The organism is Azohydromonas australica DSM 1124 (assembly GCF_000430725.1).
In the GTDB taxonomy this organism is placed as follows: Bacteria; Pseudomonadota; Gammaproteobacteria; order Burkholderiales; family Burkholderiaceae_C; genus Azohydromonas; species Azohydromonas australica.
Genome location: NZ_KE387207.1, coordinates 1 through 21759, shown reverse-complemented (window position 1 = coordinate 21759; position 21759 = coordinate 1). Strand labels below are relative to the sequence as shown.

Genomic DNA, 21759 nt, shown 5'->3' with positions numbered 1-21759 from the left:
ACGGACCAAAGGTCTGTAAGCCCTCACCTCAAGCCGCCTGGGCAAGCAAAGCTCCCGACCGGATCAGGGATTGCCATGAGTCCCTTGCCGGTTGACAGGAACTCTTTACCTGAGGTACCGCTGCGCCGGCACCACGGCTTTGACAAGAGGAGTGGGACGCCCCGCCGTGCTTGCGACTTCAGACACCGGACAAGGCGCAGCAGCGCAGTACTACCTTACCTTGCCTTCGGGTGAAAAGATTTGGGAGCCAAAAGGCTATCAGCCACATGCCAGTCCGGCTGCCTCCACAGCCGAATATGTCCAAAGCTCCGCCCTGCTCTGGCGAGTACGCGCGCTTGCACGTGCATCTCTCGCATTTGCTGCATCAAGTGCGGCGGCGGCCCCACTTCTCAAGCGCACCCAGGCTCCCGGAACGCCGCACATAGCGGCAAGCACTCGATCAACAACCATCGTCTTCTCAGAGTTTTGTTGTGTACGCAACTTAATTGAGGTTACGAACAGAGGAATGACATCCGATTTCCTGCCCAGATCGTAGGGAATGAGGCGAGCTGGTTTCGGTGGACTTTCGAACAGAGGCAGGCAAACAGGCGGCACAATGGTGGCTGTGAGTGGCTTGTGATTGTCGAGCCGGTAGCAAGTGACGTTGACCTTCACGCACAGACAGGCGAAACCAGAAATCACAACACCTTGTCCAATGTCCGCCCGTTGAAGGACTGAAAGAGTCATGCAACTGAACGCAGGTGATGCCGGGCGCCGAAGGCAGCGCAAAACGTCCAAGAGGAAATCGAATCGGAAACCCGAGGACGTGCGCAGGCAGAGCCTGCACGCCGAGGGTGCTGCTGCCTCCACCCCGACTCGTTCTGGCCACTCTACGCAAGCCAAATCCTCGAAAGCGGAGCTGCCGGGTGAGACGTTCCAAATCGAGATTGAGCTTCAGGGCCTGAAGAACACGGCACAGGTGCATCGGAGGCCTCACCACCGGGAAGCTGCAATGCTTGTCCTGGCCGCGGCAGGCTGTTTCCTGATCCCTGCCAGTGCCGCTCATCTGCTACTCAACCTTCAAGATTGGGCATTCCTGACCACCATTGCACTTCTGGCAGTATGGTTGTTGGTTCGCATGCGGCGCTATCAAGCAGCGCTCAACAAGCACTTTGACAAGCGATTGGCCCGCATCAACCAGGTCGTTGCAGACCCGAGCCGGCGGCTGGTATTCCGGTCGAGCTTGGCCAAGCTACGCGCCGAGTGGCTGGCACCCCGCAAGTTTTTCGAGGCGGATTCGAGCCTTTTTGCTGCCTTGGTGCTCTATGTCATAGCGCTGCTGGCCGCCCACGCTTTCGGTTCGGTGCGCTAGCTTCTTCAGCGGCCTGCAGTTGAAATAGCCACGATATTTGACAAGAACCACCCGTCGCTTTGGCAACTGTTTCACCCTCAGTCCTGCCTGCAGTGGGTGCCAGCATCCCATAGGTTGTCACGTTTGAGCCTGCGCCTTGAACCCGAGCAGCGCCGAAGCGATTCTGCGCGGGCTCGGAACATCGCGCAGAGCCAGGCTGGACAGGCACCGGCCGTGCAGAAGGCGAGCACATGGGGCGGCCAGCCAAGACCACGCCGCGACAGCGCGAGACCATCCAGCGGCGGCGGCAGGAGGGCGCCTGGGTCTGCCAGGTGGCGTGGGATTTCAAGGCTCCAGCGGGCATCCGTCATCCACATCAGGAACGCAGCACCGGCCCAGGCAGCTTGACCCCGTGGAAGCCCTGCGGCCTTCGCAAGTGCCCTTGCCCCTTGCGGCGCGAGCGTGGATTCAAGACGCCATCCGAGAGCGCAGTGCCAAGGCAGCACAGGACGCCGAGACGCCAGCCAGGTACCGCTGCCGCCTTATCGTAGAAGAAGACAGGCAACTCGCGTATGCGGCCACTACCGCTGGTGGGTTGCTTCCCCTTGAAATCGGTGAGCTGCAGTGTCTGCGAGGGCAGGCCTATAGCGGTGGCCGCTGAGCCGGCCATGTACAGGCAGCGCCGATATATTTCAATACCGTGTGGGGCCTGGTACATCGGCGTATTTGTTGACCAGACAACCAAAAATGTCTTGTTGAAATTCCATGCCACTGCCCGAAGATCTCGGTCACCGAGCGTGGCCGAGAGACGCAACGGTTCTCGCTCCTTGCCTTGTGCAACCCGGCTAATTGAGTGCACAATTGCTGCGATGCAACATAACATTGAGAGACCGCAATGAACGCTTTCATCACCCAAGCCCAGGAATTCACGAAAGAGTGGGCCGCGCTTGGCACTACGTTCGCACAGGAGCAGGCCAAGCTCATGCTGCTGCCTGTCAGCGGCATGACTGCAAAGCCTGATGCCAGCGCTTTCATGACCAGCATGGTCAAGGCTGCGGAGCAAGCCGACGAGTTCCTGGTCAAGGCGGTCAAGCTTGCCGATGCACAGGGCGCCCTGCTGCTGGACGCCGCCGTACAAGGCAGCGCGGTCAAGGAATCGCTTGCACCGGTGATCGCGGGCTACAAGAATGCCTCCCAGGCTGTGGTCTCCGCGGTCGAGCAGCTCGTGCAGAGCAAGAAGGCCTTGTACGCGGTCCGTACCGCCTAAGCGAGGCTCTTCTCAATGGCAAGGGGCCTGACACGGGCCCCTTTCTCGTTGGCTTCAGCAACGAGACGACCACGCGGCCAATCGCGCTGGCAGCCGCCTGCGAGCTGCAGTCGGCCAACACGGCGCAGGACGCCGTGCGGGGGCCTGTCATTCATACCTTCACGCGGCCATGGCGTCCTGGCCGTCACCATGGCGAACGGCGTTCATATGCTGTCGCAAGACCAGCGTGGACAGGTGCTTGCCGGCGTCAGGGAATCCCGCCACGCGCAGCTCAGCCGCCACGGCCACCGAGCGCCGGTCGTCGCGGGGCAGGAAGATGACTTCGGTGTGGGCATGCGGGCGTGGCATGCGCTTGCTGAGATAAGGCGTGTGCGACCTGCGCAGCGCCTCGTGGAAGGCAATGCTGGCAAACGCGTCCCGAGCGGAAACCGCGAATAACTCAAAGTCGCGGCGCAGGCTGCTCACGGCCTGTGGCTCGATAGAGTGCACGTGCAGCTCACCACCCAGTGCAACGCGCTGCTCGAGCCGCGCCGCCATGAATCGGGCCGCCGCGAAATGCACGGAACCGCTGCGGTTGATCAGGAAGGTACGCCCGTCCCAAAGATAGCGCACGAAGTGGTCGCCGGAGCGCCGCCGACACAGCGCCCTGATTTCGTGCCGCTCCAGCAGTCGCGCCAGCCTGGCGCTGCTGACCTCGTCGATCAGCTTCGCTGCCTCCTGTTGTGCCATGGCGTCCAGGGAATTGAACCGTAACAAGGTAAGTTTCGAGGCATGCAATCCATCGACGTCCTGGATGTCGCAGTGCCAGCCTGGGAGCTGCGTGCAGTCGCCGAGCCTGGCGAGATCCGGGTGGACGATTCGATAACTTCGGTAGCCGAAGTTGCGATGGGTCTTCCATCCCAGGAGTTCGCCGGCCCTGAACACCGCGCCATCGCTGCGCGAACCCTGGCCCCATTCATGCCATCGCGGCACGCTGTCCGCCGCGATGCTGCCCGGACTGGCATCGAGCGAGCTGACCTGCAGCTTTTCGGCGTTGGTATCCAAGCATTGGGCCAGGCTGGAAGCTCTTCCGAGACGATCACGCACCAAACCAGTGACCAGCGTCAGACTCATCTTCAGCATCGGTATCCCCTTGGAATCAGCAGCGAGCGTGCTCGCGGGGCGCCTGCACGCGTGCGTGCCGTGCGCCTGTCTTCACTCCATTCTCGGATACTTGCTCAACGAGCTGTCCCACTGTGATGAAGGTGGACCACGGGGCGGAAAAGCCCGCAAGCCACTTGACAGCGACCCGCACCAATGTGGCGGAATGCCGCACACACCCTCGCCTTGCCCGTCCACAGACCTCGGCCTGGTTCAGCCGCTCATCAGCAGCCGTGACATTTTCACCTCCCACTCAGCCGTGTCACTGACATGGTGTCGGAAGAAGCCTGACACGCAATGTGCATCGCTTCCAATTATGGAAACGACATGCTGTCTCTAGAGTTCATGTCTAGCGGCGAACTCATGGCTATCTGAGGATGTTCGCCACCTTTTATCAGCCACGTGAAGTTGTTGTCATGAACTCCATTGCCTTCACCCGTTCGCTCAAATGCTCGACATGGCTGCTGTCCTCGCTGCGCACGAGCGTGCCGGCGAACACGCTGCGGTGACTTGTCGCATCGTTCGCCACCTTGATGACGATCTGCTGGATCGTATGGACGCGGCAGCGCTGGAAACTGAAGTCTGTTTCAGCGCTGACGGGGATGTCGACGATGGCCACTTCGTGGAATCCTGAAGGAGTTGACTCATGAGTTTGAACAAGCTGGGTGCGTTCGCCGCGCAGATCCTGCGCAAAATGATGAAGCCTGGCCGCTGCAGCGGCCCTGGCCCCTTGCATGCATTGTTGACCCAACGAAATTCGCCCCGCGGCTGAAAAATGCCACCTCAGCGGGGTTATTACGCTTGCCACATTTCCTTGTGGCAGCAATGGGTCAATGTGACGCGTTGCAAAGTCTTCACCAAACGGCTTGACAGGCGTGCAGGGTTGAAAGCGGCGACATGAAGCGGTTGGCCAGTACGAAGTTCGCGCTGCTGGTCGTCTCCATGATCAACACCTTGTCACCCGTTCGTTGCCATCGTGCCGGACGTCAGTTCGGCCAAGCCCTCGGTCGCCTGGCACAGCAACTACCGTCTGCGCCGTGGTGGGTGGCCCAACTGCTGAAAGGCAGCGGCCGCATGTCCACTGTCACGGCGCAGACGCCAGAGTCGCAGTATTCCCGTGGCGTCTGGCACATGTCTATCGCGGCCAGTGAAGGTCAATTTGGCTTGCCGCAACGATGCAATCGTCACTGCACCTATTTTCGTTGCCATATCAACACACAAGGCCGTCACGATGTCCAAATGACGGCGCGTGCGAACAGCGCATTCATGACATAGGCAGCCCGGGCGCAACCATGCAGGCCCGGCGTTGGAGGTGAGCGGCATCAGCCCATTGGCGCCCAAGTTGGCCATGTCAACCTGGCACACCAGTCAATCCGTTTCGACGCAGTACCATGCTCCAGTGTTCATTCCGGCTGGAGGACCATGGACTACTACCACCGCGACATCGACAGCGAAACGACGATCTCCAACGATGGGTTGAGGTATACGGCCAAGATACCCGGTTCAGGATTTGGTCCCGTGATGCTGGGCGGCTACTCGACCATGATGTCGTGCCTCAGATGCGGTTGCCACAAGCGCGTCGCGGAACTGGTGAGCAAGAAAATCCTGGGCCGCAACCAGAAGGTCTGCGCGGTGAATTGCCGCAAAAGGGACTGAGCGCTGTCGTTGCAAGGCTGTGAGTCAACGGATCGGCCTTCATTGGGATGCCAGCGCCCCTTGCGCTGGCACGGCGCCAAGCCCTCAAGGCGTGCGACGATTTTCACCAGTGGCTCCCAGTACAGGCTTTCGCGGTTGGACCTCTCGTGGTTACGCGGCGGGGCCGAGGCCTCGTACACCGGCGGCCGACTTTCGCCACGGCGCAGCCGCCATGTCGCGTTGTGCAGGTACTGCCCGTACCGTGCCTGGCACCACAGCGTGCGCGCCTGCCAGCACGGGGCGTTGGCCCGCCCACCGGACAGCACCTGGTTGCCGTCGCCGTGCTTGCGGCGCTGGTCAGCCCACAGGCGAGGCAACAGCGCCTCGCGCACGTCGTGGAACCGCTGCCTTCATCATTCCATCGTGATGTTCACCCGCCTGCCCACCGCGGCATAGGCGGCGGTCTCGGAGCGCACCTTGGCGTTGAAGGCCTCGGCGTCGAGGAAGGCTGGCTCCAGGGCGGCCGTGTGCAGCTTATCCTTCACCTCGGGCAGCGCCATGACGGCGGCAAGCTCGCGCGACAACGCCTGCAGGACTGGCGCGGGCGTGCCCGCCGGAGCCGCCACGCCGTACCAGGCCTCGAACGTGGCTTTGGGGTACTTCAGCTCGGCAAGCGTCGGCACCTCGGGCAACGCCGTGGAGCGGCTTGCGTCCACCACCGCCAGCGCCCGCAGCTTGCCGGACTTGATGTGCGGCGCAGCCGACGCAACGGTGTCGAAGGCCAGGTTGATCTCGCCACCCACGACCGCCAATGCCGCCGCGGCGCTGCCCTTGTAGGGCACGGGCATCAGCTTCACGCCGCTCTCGTGCGAGAAGATCTCGCCGGCCAAGTGCGGCGCCGAGCCTGGGCCGAAGGTGGGGTACGTGAGCTCGCCGGGCTTGGCCTCGGCCAGCGCGATCAGCTCGGCCAGGGTTTTCACCGGCGTGGCCGGCCCGGCCACCAGTACCAGCGGCGCCCGCGCCACGATGGTCACCAGCGCCAGGTCCTTCTTCGGGTCGTAGGGCAGCTGGGCCTTGAGCGCCGGCACCACGCTGTAGGTGGTGGAGCCCGACAGCAGCAGCGTGTGGCCGTCGGGCGGCGCCTTGGCCACCGCGTCGGCGCCAATGATCGTGCTGGCGCCCGGCTTGTTGTCGATCACCACCGCCTGCCCCAGCCGGGCCTGCAAGCGCTCGCCCAGCGCGCGCGCCACCACGTCGGTGGCACCGCCCGGCGGAAAGGGCACCACCAGCCGAATCGGCTTCGCGGGCCAGCTCTGTCCCCACGCGGGCATCGCGCCCAAGACCGGGGTGGCCAGCAGGGACAGGACGAGGCCGCGGCGCGCGCTGGAGGGAGGGTTGGGCTGGGTCATGGTCTGGACAGGACGCGGAGCGCTGCAGGCAGCGGACCGCTGCACAGCTTCCCGCACGGATGACGGACGACAATCCCGGGATTGTCACCCCTGTACGAGAGACTCCCGATGAGCCGAGAGCTGGCCCTTGCCCAGGCTGCCGCCTGCTTCGACGACGGGCGGCTGCGCCAGGCGCTGGCGCGCCGCATCGCCTGCCCCACTGAAAGCCAGGAACCGGAGCGCGCGCCGCAACTCGACGCCTACCTGCGCGAGCAGCTCGCGCCGGCGCTGGAGGCACTGGGCTTCACCTGGCGCGTGCTGGGCAACCCGGTCAAAAGTGCGCCCCCCTTCCTCGTTGCCGAGCGGCGGGAAGCGGACGCCCCCTTCACCGTGCTGAGCTATGGCCATGGCGACGTGGTGCGCGGACAGGCCCGCGCTTGGCGCGAAGGGCTGGAACCCTGGCGGCTGACCATCGAGGGCGACCGCTGGTACGGTCGCGGCACCGCCGACAACAAGGGCCAGCACAGCATCAACCTCGCCGCGCTGGCGCAGGTGCTGGCCGTGCGCGACGGCCGGCTGGGCTTCAACCTGAAATTCCTGTTCGAGATGGGCGAGGAGACCGGCTCGCCGGGCCTGCGCGAGCTGTGCGAGCGCGAGCGCGAGGCACTGACGGCCGACCTGTTCCTGGCTTCGGACGGTCCGCGCGTGGCGGCGCAGCGGCCCACCCTGTTTCTCGGCTCGCGCGGCGGCGTGAACTTCGACCTGCGCCTCCGGCTGCGCCCGGCCGGGCATCACTCCGGCAACTGGGGCGGGCTGCTGCGCAATCCGGGCATCCGGCTGGCGCATGCCATCGCCTCGCTGGTGGACGAGCGCGGGCGCATCCTGGCGCCGGCGCTGCGCCCCGCCGCCTTGCCGGACAACGTGCGGCGGGCGCTGGCCTCCATTGAGGTCGGCGGCGGCCCCGGCGACCCGGCCGTGGACGGCGACTGGGGCGAGCCGGGCCTGACACCGGCCGAGCGCGTGATCGGCTGGAACAGCCTGGAGGTGCTCGCCTCCAAGACCGGCAACCCCGAGGCGCCGGTCAATGCCATTCCCGGCGAGGCGTTCGCGGCCTGCCAGCTGCGCTTCGTGGTCGGCACCGACGGCGCGCGGGTGGTGGAGCGCGTGCGCGAGCATCTGCAAGCCCACGGCTTCGACGACGTGGAAGTCACGCCCAACGGCCCGCTGATGGAGGCCACACGGCTGGACCCGGACGATCCCTGGGTGCACTGGGCACTGGGCTCCATCGAGCGCAGCACCGGCCAGGTGCCCGCGCTGCTGCCCAACTTGGGCGGGACATTGCCCAACGACATCTTCGCCAATGTGCTGGCGCTGCCCACGCTGTGGGTGCCTCACTCCCACCCGGCCTGTGCGCAGCACGCACCCGACGAGCACCTGCTCGGCAGCGTCGCCCGCGAGGCACTGCAGCTCATGGCGGGGCTGTTCTGGGACCTCGGCGACGATGGCGCGCGCATCGCGGCGCAGCGGCGCGCGGCACGGACATGAGATCGCACGATTGCAGCGCCCCTGCTCCGAGCTTGAGCCCGCAGATCGTCATGCCGAGGCCTTCGCACCCGACACACATTGACCGCTGGAGGCCATAGCGTTGGATTGGCAGCAAGGGTTCGTTCTCACCCGACACTGGCGTGACACGCCGCAAGGCACGGAGGTGGAGTTCTGGCTGGCGACCGAGGATGGTCCCCGCCTTCTGCAACTGCCCCAGCAGCCCTCCGTCGCTTTCTTTCCCGCCAACCAGCGAGAGCGGGTCACCTCGCTGCTGCACGGGGAGGGCGACGTGGAGCTTCGCGCTCTTGATCTGTGCGACTTCCAGCATCGCCCCGTGATGGGCCTGTACTGCCGTCAGCACCACCAGTTGCTGCGCGCCGAGAGGCTGCTGCGACACGCCGGGATCCCGCTTAGCGAGGCCGACATCCGGCCGCCGGAGCGGTACATGATGGAGCGCTTCATCACGGCGCCGGTCCGGTTCTGCGGCATCCCCGACGCCAGCGGCACGCTGCGCCACGCGCGCATGAAGCCCGCGCCCGACTACCGCCCCCGACTGCGGCTCGCATCGCTTGATGTCGAGACCAGTGAGCACGGCGAGCTCTATTCCATCGCCATCGAGGGCTGCGGCGAGCGCCAAGTCTGGGTGCTGGGCCCGCCCAGCGGCCCTGAGAAGGCGGTCGACTTCCGGCTCGACTACGTCGACTCCCGGGCGCAGCTGCTGGAGGCGCTGGGCGACTGGCTTGCGCGGCACGACCCGGACGCCATCATCGGCTGGAACCTGGTGCAGTTCGACCTGCGCATCCTGCACGAGCACTCGCAGCGCCTGCAGGTGCCCCTGCGGCTTGGTCGCGGCGGCGCGTTGATGCAGTGGCGCACGCACCGCGTGCACGGCGGCCACTTCTTCGCGGCGGCAGCCGGGCGGCTGCTCATCGACGGCATCGAAGCGCTGCGCTCGGCCACTTGGGGCTTTGCCTCGTATGCCTTGGAGAACGTCGCGCGCGAGTTGCTCAGCGAGGGCAAGGCGATCGACACGCCCCACGAGCGCATGGCCGAGATCAACCGCATGTTCGCCGAGGACAAGGTGACGCTGGCGCGCTACAACCTCAAAGACTGCGAGTTGGTCACCCGCATCTTTGCCAAGACGCAGGTGCTGGACTTCCTGCTCGAGCGCGCCACCGTCACGGGGCTGCCGGCTGACCGCAGCGGCGGCTCGGTGGCCGCCTTCTCACACCTGTACCTGCCGCGCATGCACCGCCTGGGCTTTGTCGCGCCCGACCTGGGCCAGGAGCGCAGCGGCGGCAGTCCCGGCGGCTTTGTCATGGACTCGCAGCCCGGGCTGTTCGACTCGGTGCTGGTGCTGGACTACAAGTCCCTGTATCCCTCGATCATCCGCACCTTCCTGATCGACCCGGTCGGGCTGATCGAAGGCCTGCACAGTCCAGAGCAAAGCGATACGGTGCCCGGCTTCGAGGGCGCGCGCTTCTCGCGCACGCGCCATTGCCTGCCCGCCATGGTCGAGCAGGTCTGGCAAGGCCGCGAAGCCGCCAAGCGCGACGGCAACCAGCCGCTGTCCCAGGCGCTGAAGACCATCATGAACTCGTTCTACGGCGTGCTCGGGACCCGCGGCTGCCGCTTCGCCGATCCTCGGCTAACGTCGTCCATCACGCGGCGCGGCCACGAGATCATGCGCAAGACGCGCGAGCTGATCGAGGCCCAGGGCTGGCGCGTCATCTACGGCGACACCGACTCGATCTTCGTCTGGCTGGGGCGCGAGCACGCGCAAGCCGACGCTGCGCGCATCGGCCGCCACCTGGTGCAGCACGTCAACCAGTGGTGGAGCGAACACCTGCAGCGCGAGCTCGGCCTGCAAAGCGCGCTGGAGCTGCAGTTCGAGACGCACTACCGGCGCTTCCTGATGCCCACCATCCGCGGCTCCCAGGAAGGCAGCAAGAAGCGCTACGCCGGGCTGGTGACGCGCGACGATGGCAGCGAGCACCTGGTGTTCAAAGGGCTCGAGACCGTTCGCTCGGACTGGACGCCGCTGGCGCAGCAGTTCCAGCAGGCGCTCTACCTGCGGGTGTTCCAGCGGCAGCCATACCAGGACTACGTGCGCGAGTTCGTGCGCCGCACCCTGGCTGGCGAGATGGACGAGCTGCTGGTTTACCGCAAGCGCCTTCGCCGAGAGCTGGGCGACTACCAGCGCAACGTGCCGCCGCACGTGCGGGCGGCGCGCATGGCCAACGAACACAACGAGCGGCTGGGGCAAGCGCTTGAGTACCAGAGCGGCAGCCTCACCCGCATCAGCTACGTCATGACGACTTCAGGCCCGGAGCCGCTGGAGAAGCGGCGCGCGCCGATCGACTACCCGCACTACATCGAGCGGCAATTGCAGCCCGTGGCCGACGCCATCCTGCCGTTCGTGCAGGACGACTTCACGCAGCTGATCGATCCCAATCCTGGCTTGTTCTGAGCCGGTCCAGAGCGGAGGCAGCCGTGAGCGCCCTACGCGCCGAACAGCGTCAACGGCCTTATTGCGTCGGCACCTGATCAACGATCTCCAGCAGATCCCAGGCACAGACAGCCTACTGCGGCGCTGACGCCATGACCGCGACCTGCAGGCTCATGATGCGGGTCATGGGACGCAGCTCACCGTTGCGCATGAGCAGCACCGTGTAGGCGAGCGCCGCGCCCGGCACCTCGTCCGGGCCCATCTCGCTCCTGCTCGACGGCGGCACGACGCACGCGATGTCGAAGGTTCCGGGCGTGGCATCGCTGGGCAAGCCACGAAGCGCACTTGGTGCACCGGGATGCCAGTGCCGTCAGCGCTGTGGAAGTGGCGCGGGCACAACCGCTTCTTCGGCACGCGCAGCGGGAACGCACAGACCCGGAAGCACGGGCGCCGCGGTTGTTAGAGTTGAAGTCCCCTGCCCGCCAAAGCATCAATGGATACAAATCAACAATCCGCCGTCAACTCTCGACAGAGCAAGCCTCGCACGGTTGCATAGGCCAACGCAGCCTCTCCAGGCTGGTCACGCACGGACAAGCGTACACCCCAGGTTCGTGACGGGTTGAAGCTGAATCAGCCCAGTTCCTCGATGCGTTCGATCAGCCGGCCTGTGTTGCCGGCATGCCGGATCACGCGCACATCCATGTCCCTGAGCCCCGCATCCACCTCTTCGTCAGCATCTTCCGGGAAGACGACGACCTTGCAGAGCCTGGCCAGCGTCTGGAATAGCTGAGGCCCGCTGGTCGGCTTCCACGACCGCACCTCGAAACTGGCGCTGAGCGCTTCCACCAGCGCCTTTTGCTGCGGCTCGGGAAAACCTGCCAGCAGCACACGTTGGACTGATGGCGGCCTGGGCAAGTGTGCCGGGGCTGTGTGCCCATCGCCGCCGCTGCTTGCGCGCTGGAGCGCCTTCGACATCGTACGGGTGAACAACTCGACCAGCGCCTCCTCCACTGCGGGACTTTGCAGTGCCGCAACCAAAGCCGCCTCGATCACGAGAGGATCCACTGTCACGGAAGCTGCCGCAGGTACGGACTCGCCGCGTTGACCGGACACCGCTGCTCTTGCAGCGGACTCCACGGCAACACTGGAGCCGCTTGCAGCAGGCGCCTGCAACTCCAAGCGTTCGGTCAAGGAGGGCTCAGCGACGGCGTCCACAGGCGGCGCGTCGTGTGTCGCGGTCGGCGCGCCGAACAGGTCCAGGCTGCGCGTGCAGTCCTGGGCCGTGGCCGACTGTGCGACATCCGCCTCGATGCCGCGCGCCGGGACCTCCTCGGTGGCCTGGTTGGAAGTCGAGGCATCAGCATGGGTGCCGCTGGCGTCCGGGGCTGCTGCAAGGGCCTCCAAGGGCATGGCAGGCAGTGACGGTGTATCGAGAGCATCAGCGGGCTCGGCCATCGATGGCGTCGCATCGACCGCTTCGTCATCAGCAGCCGGCGCCCACAGTGTCCGCAGCCGGCCCAGGGCCTCATCCAGCTTGGGCTGCAGCCGGCCTTCCACCAGCGACCACGCCTTCAGTTCCCGACGACGGTGCGGCTCCAGGCAGGTCTGGGCTGCGCGCACAGCGTCCAGGGGATGGAGTCGAGGATCCGCCAAGAGACGCGGCGCCATGACGGCGGCCAGCTGGCTCAGTTCTTGATCGTCCCAGCGGACGCGCGACTGCTTCTCTTCCATGATGAGTCGGTGATGACAGGAATACTGTACAAATGTACAGCTTTGTGGAGTCTCCGCTCCATAAACCCAGCTTTCCCGGTGGGGGCAATCCCGCGCCCGGCTCCACAAAGTTAGGCTGACTTCCTGCGTGCCTCTTTGCGGGCACAGGAAGAACCCGCCTGGCGCGGCAACGCGCAGTCCGCGGCTCAAATCCAGCACTGCGTGCTCGGGGGGCCCATTCCTCGTCTCGACTGCGGCAAGTACCCAGCTTGAGCTTGTATGCGGGTGCGCCAGACGCAGACCCACCAGACATCTGTACGCGACATCGTGCTCCGCACCCTGGCTGGCAGGTTGGACGAGTCGCTGGTCTAACGCAAGCGGCTGGGTCGAGCGCTCTTCGGTACCAGGGTGCCCGCCGTATCAGCTACGTGGTGATCATTTCAGGCCTGGAGCCGCCGGAGATGCGGCGCGCGCCAGCGCCAGCCCGTGGCCGACGTCATCCTGCCGCTCGTGCAGGAGAACATCACACTGCTGGTCGATCCAAATCCCTACATGGTCTGACCCAGGCACGACCGAGGGTCGTCTTGAAGTTCGAGAGGCAAGCAGAACCATGGGTCGAATGCGGGTCGGGATACGCCGGCAGGACCCATATCCGGACATTGGCTCGCACACCTCTGTTCGGCTCAACTTGGCGCACGACATCCAGCGCGATCTGCGGCCTGGCCTCACTCACTGCGCGAGCGCCACGACCAACGCCCGCTCCCGCAGCGAATTCGAGCGCTCTTCTTCGAGCCCACCTGTTCAGGCACGGCGCCCACTCTCATGTCGCTGCAGTGGGGCGCTGGCTACAGGATCGCCGCATGTCGTGGCCATGTGTGCAAGCGGCAGCGCGTCAAGTGCACCGAGAAGAGGGGCCATGAGCAAGCGACAATCCGCGCGCCATGGCATAAGGAAGCGCGCATCACCGTGACACATCCGGAAGTCGTAGAGGATCTGGCGAGCCGCTCGCAGCAAAGACTGGCGCTACTGCTGACAGCCGTGGTGATTGGATTGGCGGCGCTGCTGCTGCCCTTCGCCGCGGTTCCTCTCGCACCGCTGCCTCACATCAGCGGGATGTATGGCGCGGCGACCGCCATGATTGACCTCGCCACGTTCTGGCTGCTGGCCTCGGCCCCGAGGCAACCGCGCTCGCACGCCATCATTGCCGCCGCCTATCTATTCGGCGGCTTGATGGCGGTGGTTCACGTGCTGACGTACCCTGGCGCGGTGCTCATCGGCCAAGCCGTCGTCGGGTCGCCGCACGCCGTGAGCTTGCTGTTCATCGCCTGGCGGGCAGGTTTCGCAGGCTTCATCCTCTGGGCTGTCCTGGCGGCAGCCCGGGACCAGGCTGCCGCGCGCAGCAAGGCCGGCTCGCTGCCGTTCGTGCTGGCCGTCCTGTCGATGGTCGGGGCCTTCATTGTGTCCCAACTGACGGACGCTGCAGCCGTGGCGACGGTGTCCGGCCGGGAGCTGTTCGGTGCGCTCAGCCTGCATGGGTCGTATGCAGCAGCCGTACTGGCGGTCATCACCGTGGTGATGATCTGGCGGCGGCGCCTTTGGAGCCGCTCGATATTCGGCTGGCTGGTCTTCGTCCTGGTGGCTGAAGCCGCCGCGGTCTGGCTGAGCACGTTCAGCGGCGGCCGGTACACGCTGGCTTGGTACGCCACCCGTGTCGAAGGCATCATCGCGAACACCGTCGTGCTGGTGCTGTTGGCCAGCCACTTCCGCAACCTTCAGATGGACTTGGCCAAGACTGTCAGCATGCTTGAACTTCGCACGGAAGGGCTCCAGGCGGAGATCCATCGCCGCGAAAGCGCGGAGGTCAAGCTCGCACAGGCCAAGAAGCTCGAAGCGGTGGGGCAGCTGGGCGCCGGCCTCGCGCATGACCTGAACAACATCCTCCAAGTCGTCACCGCGCGACTGGCGATCTTGCAGCGACGCGTGGGGAGCGTCGTCGACGCGGACGTGGAAGTGATCCAGCGCAACGTCCGCAAGGCAGATGCGCTCACCCGTCAGCTCACGCTGTTGTCGGGACGGCGCAACCACAACGCCAGGCCGCTGGGTCTGGCCAAGACGCTCCCGTCCATCGCCGAAAGCCTGCGGACGCTGCTGGGCAGACGGCACGAGCTTGTCGTTGACGTTGAACCGAATCTACCGCCCATCGCGGTTGACGCGTTGGAGCTGGAGATCGCCTTGACCAACCTCGTCACCAACGCTCGCGACGCCATGCCGGAAGGTGGTCGAGTGGACATCGCGGCGCGGCGGGCACCGGGCCCCGATGGCGCGTCGGGCATCGACATCCAGGTACGGGACGTCGGCCACGGGATGCCCCCTGAGCTTCGCGACCGGGCATTCGAACCCTTCTTCACCACCAAGGAGCCTGGCAAGGGGACCGGTCTTGGCCTGCCCCAGGTGCATGGGTTCGTCACTGCGAGCGCAGGACACGTCGCGGTGCAAAGCGAGCCGGGCCACGGTACGGTAGTCACCATGTCCTTCCCCACTCATGCGCAGCGGCCTGCCGGGCTGCCGGATCAAGACTTCTCGGCACAAGCCTCCCACCCGCTGCGGGCTGGGCAGGTCGTCCTGCTGGTGGACGACAACGGCGATGTTCGCGAGGCGTCCGCGCAGCTGCTTTGCGCGAGCGGTTGCATCGTGCGGCAGGCGCCGAACGCGTTCGCGGCACTGACGCTGTTGATGGGTGGCTTCCGTCCAGGCCTGCTCATTTCCGACGTCGTCATGCCCGGTGGCATCGATGGCGTTGAACTGGCACACCGGGCCAAAGCCTTGCGGCCAGAACTCGGCATCGTGCTCGTGACGGGGTACAGCGACGCGGCCGACAGCGCCAAGGCGGAAGGCTTTCCCGTCGTGCGCAAACCCTATGACCTGGCGTCGCTTGCGCGGGCACTCTCGTAGCGCCTTGGCCGTCTACCAAGACGGCACCCTTGCGGGCAAGAAACACCGCGTGGAAACGTACTGCTTGTCACAGCAGGCTGGTTCGGGCAGCGGGTTCATGGAAATCCCCGCCCCGGGTACCGCGATCCGGCGGATCCCGGGGCGGGTGGTGTTTACCGCCGCCCGGCTTCAGGATGGCGTGACTTCGGAGCCCGGCAGGTCGGTGGCCGGCGGTGCCTCAGGGACCGCCGCGGACTCGCCGCCTTCAGCACGTTGTGGCTCGTCCGCACCATTGGCGCCGGTCTTGCGCGCGGCTTTCTTGCCTGCCGCCTTCTTGGCAGGCGCTTTCTTGGCCGCGGCCTTCTTAGCTGCAGCCTTCTTTGCCGGTGCCGTGGTAGTGGCCGCTTCGGCGGCTGGCACAGCATCCGCCGCCATGGCCTGGGTACGCGTCTTCTTCGCAGCAGCCTTCTTGGCGGCCGCCTTCTTCGCCGGTGCTGCAGCGGCTTGTGCGGCGCCAGAGGCCTTCTTGGCCACAGGTGCGGCGGTCTTGGCGCCACGCGGAGCGCGGCCCTCCTCCATGCCGAAACGCCGCGCAAGCTTGGCGTCCGTCGTTGCCAGGTGTGCCCCCTTGGCGGTTACCGGTTGCTCCAGCGACACGTTGGCTCCCTCCTCCATCCTCGTGAGCGTCTGCGCAAGCTTGCCCACCGCGCGGGAGAGTTGCTTGAGCGTCTTGGCGCCGACGGCGAGGTTGGCCAGATCGACCTTCAGGCGGTACACGGCTGCAGGAGTGGCGGGCGCGGTGGCCGCTTGCGTGGTCTTGGCAGCGCGTGCGACTTTCGCCGGAGCGGCCTTTGCGGACGCCTTTTTCGACGCGGGAATTTTCTTGCTGGGCATTTGAGTGTTGCCTCCTCAACGGCAATGAGTGGAAAACCCACCACCGAAATTATGAGTTCGAAGTAATCCGATCAGGGCCCCTGCAGCGAAATAGCGTCCGTCGAAGCCGGAATATGTTGCTCGGACGACTCAACATGGCGTTCCGGACGCACGTCGAAAGCGTGGCGATGATGGTGCAATCGCGGATCAACAAGCAGGGCACACCGCGCAACGGCCTCTTTGCATGCAGCCAGTTCACGATGACCTCCGAGCTGCCGCAGGCAAACTGCCACGCCGGCCAGCCAGGCGAAACGCGCGAAATGCTGCGCCGCATCAGCCCAATTGACGGTGACAACGACGTCAATGATCTTCAGCGTTGGGGCCTGCAAGCCGAGTTCGCCCACGAGGGAACGGCTCTTGAGCAGGGGCGTATCCGCCGCTTCGTACACTCTGGCCTCATTTCCCTGAGGGCAGGCGGTTGGTCATGGACGCAAGGGCGCGGCTTGCCGCACAGATTCTCGACGAAACCTGGCGAGCGCCGACCATGCAAACCTGCCACGCCGCGGCGGTCCTGGCAGGCGTCAGCTTGGTGGATGCTGATGATTGCGACGACGGCAACTGCTGCTGCCCCCGCTGCCCGTGGCGTCGTACCGCAAGCAACTGGCGCCCGCACCGTGAAGGGCAGCCTGGGCAAACCACTGGAGCAGGAAGTTGATGGAGATCGACACAAGGATCGCGGACCGAATTCAGCTCGCGGCCACAGGAGCACGCACGGAGCCCTCTGAGCGCATGACTGAGGATCCTGGCTTGGGCGGGGGCGGCCGATGAAGGTCATCCTCGACTGCCCCTTTGAGCAGCGCAACCAAGCCAAGGCGCTGGGCGCGCGCTGGGACCCGGCAATCAAGAAATGGTATGTGATGGACCCGCCGGACCTGGCCCCATTCGCACCTTGGCTGCCAGGCGACGCAGCGGACTTCGTCGGCCGGCCCGTCGCCGGCGAGACGAAGGCGGCACCCAAACCCGCGCAGAGCACAGCGAAGATGCCGCATCAGCCTCGCCGCCAGAGCGCGCCGCCGCCCGCGTTGCCGGTACTTTCACCATGGCCGCCAGCGCAAGCTGCGACTGACGATGACGGCCCGCCGTGGGATTGAGCAGGGAGCAGACCTGAGTGCGGCTGAACCAATGCAGCCGTTGCTTTGCACCGCACCGATCCTCGTACAGACCTGCAGCACGGCGGACGCTTCGGCGCGCCGGCTCGACAGCCGCGGCAGACGCCGCGCTTGCCGCACCGGTCCCCGGCCTTGCGGTTCTGAAGAATGTGGCCAGGCCTGCCAGACGCAGTCGCTGGGCTTTCTTTTCCTTTGCGGCTGCGAGCGCCGGAAACGGCATGCGACACCTATGGGAGGGAAAGCCAGCACCCGTGTGTTGCTCGCCGTGCCAGGTCAGCCAGTCGATGCACCGGACCGGCTTAGCCGCTGCGCAGCGGCTCGCGACGCTGTCCATGCGGCCGCGAGAAGCTGCCCGCGTGGATCAGGACACGCGGGCGTTTTTCAGCAGCGCCTTGCGCGCCTGCGTGAGCTGCTCGACCGCGGTCACCACGGCCTGCGACGCGCTCTTGTACCCCGCCACGATCGGTGCGAGCGACTCCTTGACCAGGCTTTCTTGCAACGCAGCGTCCAGGACCTGCGCGCATTGCGCATCGATGAGTTTCACTGCCTTGGCCACGAACTCGTCGGCCTGTTGCTGGAAGAACGCAGTACTGAGCACGGTCCACTGCTTGGCGGCTTCCTGAGCCTGGGTAATGAAGGCGCTGTTCATGGGTACTCCTTTGTAGACAGTCGCGGCATGGCTAAGGGAAGAACCCGCTGATCGCGGCGCCCGGGTCACTGAGGCAGGATTTCAACACGTTCGGCCGCCTCGCCAGGCGTCCCAGCTTGGCCGGGTTCTCGACACCACAGACAGGGGCCTTCACCGCACTGACTTTCCGGGCACGCGAAGCGGGCGGCACCTTCCCCTTCACCGGCAAGCGGCCTGATCAGGAGTCATCGATGAAGCCGGGCATGAGCAACGCCGGCTGCCGTCATGGCTCGTCAGCCCGCGTCGGGTGCCGAGGCTCAAGCGGCCACCGCAGACACCGGGGACCGCTACCGAGCCAATCTCAGTGTGCCAATGCAGCCCATCGCATCACGACCGCGATGCTGCCGGCCGCGAACCGCTCCCGCAGCTCGAAGATCTCGTGCTTGGCCTGTGCCAGCGAGAGCTCGCCGCGTGCGGCGCGTCGTTCGAGCTCTGTCATCGCCGTCACGTACGCTTGCGGCGCACTGTCCGCGGTCCCGATCGAGGAAGCATCGTTGGTCATGATGTTGCTGCAATCCCGGTAAGTGGTCTTGGAGGCCGTACCCGGTTATGCGCCTCGCGACCGCCTTCGGATACCAGCTTGCTGCAGTGCCGCAAAATACGTTCCAGCCGCTCTCCCGTAGGCGGGGGTGCTATTGCGCCGCAGGGCCACGGCGTCAGATGACGGCTGTCGAGCTTGTGCACGATCCATGGCCTCTTGAACTTTGCCTTGTCGACACCACATCACGCGTTTGTATTTCGCCTGGAACTGACATGACCGCACGCGACGAAAAGCCCGACAACAAGATGTCCAGTGACGGGCTGCGGTACAGGGACAAGAAGCCGGGGTCGGCTTTCGGCGCGCCGGTGCTGGGCAGCAGCTCGGCCACCATGTCCTGCTTCAAGTGCGGCCGCCACAAACCCATGGCGGAGCTGTCGACCAAGAAGATCCTGGGGCGCAACCAGAAGGTCTGCACGGTGAATTGCCAGGCGAAGACTTGAGGGGCCGCCGGTCTGCCATCCCTGTGCACCCCGGCATGGCTACCAGTGCAGTGGACATCAGCCATGGGTCCAGTTCATTTCACGCAGCAATGCACGCGCAGCCGTGTGAACTCGGCGGATGGCCCTTGCACGAAAGCTCGTTGACGCCATTGCGCTCACAGCGCTGCCAGGCAACGCCGCAGCCCTACCCTGATCAGGACGCTGCGGGACTGCGACCGAAGAAGCAGGGCATGCCACCGGACGTTGAGGCAACGTGCCTTCTCCAGCCGGCGTTGAGCAATGCACATCGGCACGGCGAGAAGGACAAGCCGTCGCGTGATCGGGTGATGAGCTCGGTCGGCGGCGCTGGATGGCGCGACAAGCAACAAGAAAGCAGTGAGGGAGACTTCAGATGCATGCCGACCTGCCCGGCACCCCGCTCGACATCGTGGGTGACGTCCACGGCGAGCACGACGCACTGTGCGGCCTGCTGCGCGCGCTGGGCTATGACGATGCCGGACAGCACCCGCACGGACGCAGCCTGGTGTTCGTGGGCGACCTGTGCGATTGCGGTCCCGACAGTCCTGGTGTGGTGGCACGCGTTCGCCGCCTGGTGGAAAGCGGTCGCGCCGTAGCCCTCCTGGGCAACCACGAGCTCAACTTGCTGCGCGGCCAGCGCCGGCACGGCAACGACTGGTTCTGGAGCGACAACCCGCGCCGAGATGCCAAGTTCGCGCCCTACGTCGCCTTGGAGGGCGACGTGCAGCGCGTCGAGATACTGGCGTTCTTCGAACGGCTGCCATTGGTGGCGTCGCGACCGGACCTGCGCGTGGTCCATGCGGCCTGGCACGCGCCTTCGTTGCAGCGACTGCGTGCCTTGTGGAGCGGCGCGCCGGTGGGCGAGCTGTTTGACTGGCTTGGCGACGATGCCGACGCGGCGTTGCAGGCGCAGGGGCTGCACAGCGCCGCGCGTGCCGAGAAGGGAGCGTGGCGGCATCGCTTCGGCGAGCCAGCAGCGCCAATTCCGATGCTGCAGTCCGTGGGCCGGCGTGACGAGGGGCGTCAGATGCTCAACCCGCTGCGCGTGCTCACCTCGGGCGTGGAGCGCTGCGCGCAGGCGCCCTTCTTCGCCAGCGGCCAGTGGCGCTTCACCGAGCGGATGCGCTGGTGGGACAGCTACACGGACGACACGCCTGTCGTGGTGGGCCATTACTGGCGTCACTACCAGCCGTTGGAGCAGGAGCGACCGGGCAAGGGCGTACAGGATCTGTTCGAGGGGATCGCGCCCAACGCCTGGCTGGGCGCGCGCGGCAACGTATTCTGCGTGGACTACTCGGTTGGCGGGCGCTGGCAGGAGCGCAGCAACGTTGGCCGGCGTGGCCAGCCCACACGGCTGGCAGCGCTACGCTGGCCCGAGCGGGAGATCGTGCTGGACAGCAGCGAGACACTGCCAACGACCAACTTCGGCAAGTGCTGAACCGGTGCCGCGCAGTCTGGCGCCGCGACTCCAGCCAAGTGCAATGTCGGTAGGCTCAGGCGTGGCCGGGCGGAACGTAAAAACCGCCGCGCGCCATCTCGTGCCGTGGCTCTTTGCGCGGTGCCTGCTGTATGGGACCAGGTACGCCGCCAGTTTTCAAGGGGTCCTCGCACCAAGCGGCGATGCTGGCGCCCCTAATGCCCTGGAGTCGGCGGCCGCCCGGCGACTCCATCCCGGTAACCACGGCCCGTGGCCGCGCTTTTCGGCTCCGGACTGGCAGCCAGCGCAAGGAGCGCCCGGTGAAGCTTGAGATCACTGGTGTCGCGCTCGAAGAAGCGTCGCAAACCGCGCTCGTAGCCGGCGCCGTAGTGGCCCATGTACTGGGCCAGACGCAGGCGCCTCGTGAACTCCTCGGGTGCCATGCCTGGTTCTCCCTATTTCATCGTCCTCGGCTACAACGCCGACCGCTATGCGAAGTTGACGGTCGTGGTGGCCGCTGGACCGGGCGGAGCTCCGCTTCAGCTGCAAATGCACGAACGGGCCTCATACGGTCAAGTGGCAACCCGCCCACCGTTTCCCCGGCAGGCTGCCCAGCACATTGCAGCAAGCCGTTATCGGCGATCAATGCCACGAGTTGAGCCCGCTCCACATCGCCGGTGTCGATACCGCGCCATCCCGCACTTGTGGCGTGGCCCGTACTGAGGCGGATGCCTGCAGTGGCATGGCTGCGCAAAATGGCCAATGGCGCCGCCGTGCTCCAGTCCGCTGGAGCGCGTCTTGTTGCGCCCGGGCAGCAAAGCTGCCACGGCTGCGTACCTCAATCAATCCAGGAGAGCGCCTTGACCCACGCCTTGATCGTCGACGACGACTCGGACTCGGCCCGGATGATGGCGGCTCTCATCGCGGCCGAGCATTTCACCGTGGCCACGGCGCACAACCTGCGCGATGCGCGGCGCCAGATGGCGCTGCAGCAGCCCGACATCGTGCTGCTGGACCTGCAGCTGCCCGACGGCAGCGGCATGGACCTGTTCGACGACCCGCAACTCGTCGCGCACTCCGAGGTGGTGCTCATCACCGGCCACGCCAGCCTGGAGACGTCGGTGCAGGCGCTGCGCCTGGGCGCGGCCGACTACCTGACCAAGCCGGTCAACATGAAGCAGCTGCGCGGGATCCTCTCGCGCGTGATGCGCCCCTCGG

General features: G+C 65.7%; 23 protein-coding genes. 12 read left to right on the top strand and 11 right to left on the bottom strand.

Going from position 1 to position 21759, the window contains the following annotated elements; genetic code table 11:
* Positions 1 to 724: 724 nt before the first annotated feature.
* Positions 725 to 1351 carry a hypothetical protein gene (locus H537_RS53485; protein WP_156901984.1) on the top strand — a complete coding sequence of 209 codons (627 nt, stop codon included), beginning with the start codon at positions 725 to 727 and terminating at the stop codon, positions 1349 to 1351.
* Positions 1352 to 1706: 355 nt separating this feature from the next.
* Here H537_RS53485 and H537_RS53480 read toward each other — a convergent pair whose 3' ends face one another.
* Positions 1707 to 2144, bottom strand: coding sequence for a hypothetical protein (locus H537_RS53480; RefSeq protein WP_156901983.1), 438 nt, complete (start codon positions 2142 to 2144; stop codon positions 1707 to 1709).
* A gap of 81 nt (positions 2145 to 2225) precedes the next feature.
* Between H537_RS53480 and H537_RS0127635 the strand changes: the two genes are divergently transcribed.
* Positions 2226 to 2597 carry a hypothetical protein gene (locus H537_RS0127635; RefSeq protein ID WP_029000450.1) on the top strand — a complete coding sequence of 124 codons (372 nt, stop codon included), beginning with the start codon at positions 2226 to 2228 and terminating at the stop codon, positions 2595 to 2597.
* A gap of 159 nt (positions 2598 to 2756) precedes the next feature.
* Here the strand turns inward: H537_RS0127635 and H537_RS49765 are convergent, their stop codons facing one another.
* Entirely contained in the window at positions 2757 to 3719 is a 963-nt protein-coding gene (locus H537_RS49765) for a DUF6685 family protein (protein WP_051243350.1), read from the bottom strand.
* Positions 3720 to 4131: 412 nt separating this feature from the next.
* The gene (locus H537_RS0127625; protein WP_029000449.1) at positions 4132 to 4356 is read right to left on the bottom strand and encodes a hypothetical protein; all 225 of its coding nucleotides are present in this window, start codon (positions 4354 to 4356) and stop codon (positions 4132 to 4134) included.
* A 27-nt stretch (positions 4357 to 4383) separates the two neighbouring features.
* Here H537_RS0127625 and H537_RS56350 point away from each other — a divergent pair, with 27 nt between their 5' ends.
* The 3 genes from H537_RS56350 to H537_RS53470 all read left to right on the top strand — a co-directional run bounded on the left by H537_RS56350 (position 4384) and on the right by H537_RS53470 (position 5393).
* Positions 4384 to 4509: a hypothetical protein gene (locus H537_RS56350; RefSeq protein WP_259375246.1), complete on the top strand. Its 126-nt coding sequence runs from the start codon at positions 4384 to 4386 to the stop codon at positions 4507 to 4509.
* A 125-nt stretch (positions 4510 to 4634) separates the two neighbouring features.
* Positions 4635 to 5012 carry a hypothetical protein gene (locus tag H537_RS53475; RefSeq protein WP_156901982.1) on the top strand — a complete coding sequence of 126 codons (378 nt, stop codon included), beginning with the start codon at positions 4635 to 4637 and terminating at the stop codon, positions 5010 to 5012.
* Between the two features lie 147 nt (positions 5013 to 5159).
* Positions 5160 to 5393: a hypothetical protein gene (locus H537_RS53470; protein WP_156901981.1), complete on the top strand. Its 234-nt coding sequence runs from the start codon at positions 5160 to 5162 to the stop codon at positions 5391 to 5393.
* 392 nt (positions 5394 to 5785) lie between these two features.
* Here H537_RS53470 and H537_RS0127615 read toward each other — a convergent pair whose 3' ends face one another.
* Positions 5786 to 6781 (bottom strand): Bug family tripartite tricarboxylate transporter substrate binding protein, encoded by a 996-nt coding sequence (locus tag H537_RS0127615; RefSeq protein WP_029000447.1) that lies wholly within the window; start codon positions 6779 to 6781, stop codon positions 5786 to 5788.
* 108 nt (positions 6782 to 6889) lie between these two features.
* On the opposite strand from H537_RS0127615, the gene H537_RS0127610 reads away from it, so the two are divergent.
* On the top strand, positions 6890 to 8305 hold the full coding sequence (locus tag H537_RS0127610) for a M20 family metallopeptidase (RefSeq protein ID WP_029000446.1): 1416 nt from the start codon (positions 6890 to 6892) through the stop codon (positions 8303 to 8305).
* A 100-nt stretch (positions 8306 to 8405) separates the two neighbouring features.
* Complete coding sequence (locus tag H537_RS0127605; RefSeq protein WP_029000445.1) at positions 8406 to 10775, top strand: DNA polymerase II; 2370 nt, start codon at positions 8406 to 8408, stop codon at positions 10773 to 10775.
* A gap of 112 nt (positions 10776 to 10887) precedes the next feature.
* On the opposite strand, the gene H537_RS53465 is transcribed toward H537_RS0127605, so the two are convergent.
* Positions 10888 to 11085 (bottom strand): hypothetical protein, encoded by a 198-nt coding sequence (locus H537_RS53465; protein ID WP_156901980.1) that lies wholly within the window; start codon positions 11083 to 11085, stop codon positions 10888 to 10890.
* 299 nt (positions 11086 to 11384) lie between these two features.
* Positions 11385 to 12485: a hypothetical protein gene (locus H537_RS0127595; RefSeq protein ID WP_029000444.1), complete on the bottom strand. Its 1101-nt coding sequence runs from the start codon at positions 12483 to 12485 to the stop codon at positions 11385 to 11387.
* Between the two features lie 801 nt (positions 12486 to 13286).
* Here H537_RS0127595 and H537_RS49760 point away from each other — a divergent pair.
* Positions 13287 to 15416: an ATP-binding protein gene (locus tag H537_RS49760; protein WP_051243349.1), complete on the top strand. Its 2130-nt coding sequence runs from the start codon at positions 13287 to 13289 to the stop codon at positions 15414 to 15416.
* A 168-nt stretch (positions 15417 to 15584) separates the two neighbouring features.
* Here H537_RS49760 and H537_RS55120 read toward each other — a convergent pair whose 3' ends face one another.
* Both H537_RS55120 and H537_RS53455 read right to left on the bottom strand, forming a co-directional pair.
* Positions 15585 to 16289 (bottom strand): hypothetical protein, encoded by a 705-nt coding sequence (locus H537_RS55120; RefSeq protein ID WP_211235094.1) that lies wholly within the window; start codon positions 16287 to 16289, stop codon positions 15585 to 15587.
* 71 nt (positions 16290 to 16360) lie between these two features.
* The gene (locus H537_RS53455; RefSeq protein ID WP_156901979.1) at positions 16361 to 16717 is read right to left on the bottom strand and encodes a hypothetical protein; all 357 of its coding nucleotides are present in this window, start codon (positions 16715 to 16717) and stop codon (positions 16361 to 16363) included.
* Positions 16718 to 17092: 375 nt separating this feature from the next.
* On the opposite strand from H537_RS53455, the gene H537_RS53450 reads away from it, so the two are divergent.
* Positions 17093 to 17419: a DUF5710 domain-containing protein gene (locus tag H537_RS53450; RefSeq protein ID WP_156901978.1), complete on the top strand. Its 327-nt coding sequence runs from the start codon at positions 17093 to 17095 to the stop codon at positions 17417 to 17419.
* Positions 17420 to 17798: 379 nt separating this feature from the next.
* Here H537_RS53450 and H537_RS0127575 read toward each other — a convergent pair whose 3' ends face one another.
* Together H537_RS0127575 and H537_RS0127570 are read right to left on the bottom strand one after the other, a co-directional pair.
* On the bottom strand, positions 17799 to 18086 hold the full coding sequence (locus H537_RS0127575; protein WP_029000442.1) for a hypothetical protein: 288 nt from the start codon (positions 18084 to 18086) through the stop codon (positions 17799 to 17801).
* 340 nt (positions 18087 to 18426) lie between these two features.
* Positions 18427 to 18627, bottom strand: coding sequence for a hypothetical protein (locus H537_RS0127570; protein WP_029000441.1), 201 nt, complete (start codon positions 18625 to 18627; stop codon positions 18427 to 18429).
* Between the two features lie 251 nt (positions 18628 to 18878).
* On the opposite strand from H537_RS0127570, the gene H537_RS0127565 reads away from it, so the two are divergent.
* Positions 18879 to 19106: a hypothetical protein gene (locus H537_RS0127565; protein ID WP_029000440.1), complete on the top strand. Its 228-nt coding sequence runs from the start codon at positions 18879 to 18881 to the stop codon at positions 19104 to 19106.
* Between the two features lie 391 nt (positions 19107 to 19497).
* Positions 19498 to 20562, top strand: coding sequence for a metallophosphoesterase (locus tag H537_RS0127560; protein WP_029000439.1), 1065 nt, complete (start codon positions 19498 to 19500; stop codon positions 20560 to 20562).
* 194 nt (positions 20563 to 20756) lie between these two features.
* Here H537_RS0127560 and H537_RS0127555 read toward each other — a convergent pair whose 3' ends face one another.
* The gene (locus H537_RS0127555) at positions 20757 to 20984 is read right to left on the bottom strand and encodes a hypothetical protein (RefSeq protein WP_029000438.1); all 228 of its coding nucleotides are present in this window, start codon (positions 20982 to 20984) and stop codon (positions 20757 to 20759) included.
* Positions 20985 to 21401: 417 nt separating this feature from the next.
* Between H537_RS0127555 and H537_RS45820 the strand changes: the two genes are divergently transcribed.
* Positions 21402 to 21759: response regulator (locus tag H537_RS45820; RefSeq protein WP_043460327.1), on the top strand; the 358-nt coding region annotated here is incomplete at its 3' end.

Bases quoted from the DNA above. Each gene is read 5' to 3' on its own strand.
- H537_RS0127595 (WP_029000444.1), bottom strand. From the start codon at position 12,485: ATGGAAGAGAAGCAGTCGCGCGTCCGCTGGGACGATCAAGAACTGAGC.
- H537_RS53450 (WP_156901978.1), top strand. From the start codon at position 17,093: ATGAAGGTCATCCTCGACTGCCCCTTTGAGCAGCGCAACCAAGCCAAG.
- H537_RS49760 (WP_051243349.1), top strand. From the start codon at position 13,287: ATGTCGCTGCAGTGGGGCGCTGGCTACAGGATCGCCGCATGTCGTGGC.
- H537_RS0127565 (WP_029000440.1), top strand. From the start codon at position 18,879: ATGACCGCACGCGACGAAAAGCCCGACAACAAGATGTCCAGTGACGGG.
- H537_RS53470 (WP_156901981.1), top strand. From the start codon at position 5,160: ATGGACTACTACCACCGCGACATCGACAGCGAAACGACGATCTCCAAC.
- H537_RS0127555 (WP_029000438.1), bottom strand. From the start codon at position 20,984: ATGGCACCCGAGGAGTTCACGAGGCGCCTGCGTCTGGCCCAGTACATG.
- H537_RS0127560 (WP_029000439.1), top strand. From the start codon at position 19,498: ATGCATGCCGACCTGCCCGGCACCCCGCTCGACATCGTGGGTGACGTC.
- H537_RS56350 (WP_259375246.1), top strand. From the start codon at position 4,384: ATGAGTTTGAACAAGCTGGGTGCGTTCGCCGCGCAGATCCTGCGCAAA.
- H537_RS0127610 (WP_029000446.1), top strand. From the start codon at position 6,890: ATGAGCCGAGAGCTGGCCCTTGCCCAGGCTGCCGCCTGCTTCGACGAC.
- H537_RS53475 (WP_156901982.1), top strand. From the start codon at position 4,635: ATGAAGCGGTTGGCCAGTACGAAGTTCGCGCTGCTGGTCGTCTCCATG.
- H537_RS0127635 (WP_029000450.1), top strand. From the start codon at position 2,226: ATGAACGCTTTCATCACCCAAGCCCAGGAATTCACGAAAGAGTGGGCC.
- H537_RS55120 (WP_211235094.1), bottom strand. From the start codon at position 16,289: ATGCCCAGCAAGAAAATTCCCGCGTCGAAAAAGGCGTCCGCAAAGGCC.
- H537_RS0127615 (WP_029000447.1), bottom strand. From the start codon at position 6,781: ATGACCCAGCCCAACCCTCCCTCCAGCGCGCGCCGCGGCCTCGTCCTG.
- H537_RS53485 (WP_156901984.1), top strand. From the start codon at position 725: ATGCAACTGAACGCAGGTGATGCCGGGCGCCGAAGGCAGCGCAAAACG.
- H537_RS0127570 (WP_029000441.1), bottom strand. From the start codon at position 18,627: ATGACCAACGATGCTTCCTCGATCGGGACCGCGGACAGTGCGCCGCAA.
- H537_RS49765 (WP_051243350.1), bottom strand. From the start codon at position 3,719: ATGCTGAAGATGAGTCTGACGCTGGTCACTGGTTTGGTGCGTGATCGT.
- H537_RS0127575 (WP_029000442.1), bottom strand. From the start codon at position 18,086: ATGAACAGCGCCTTCATTACCCAGGCTCAGGAAGCCGCCAAGCAGTGG.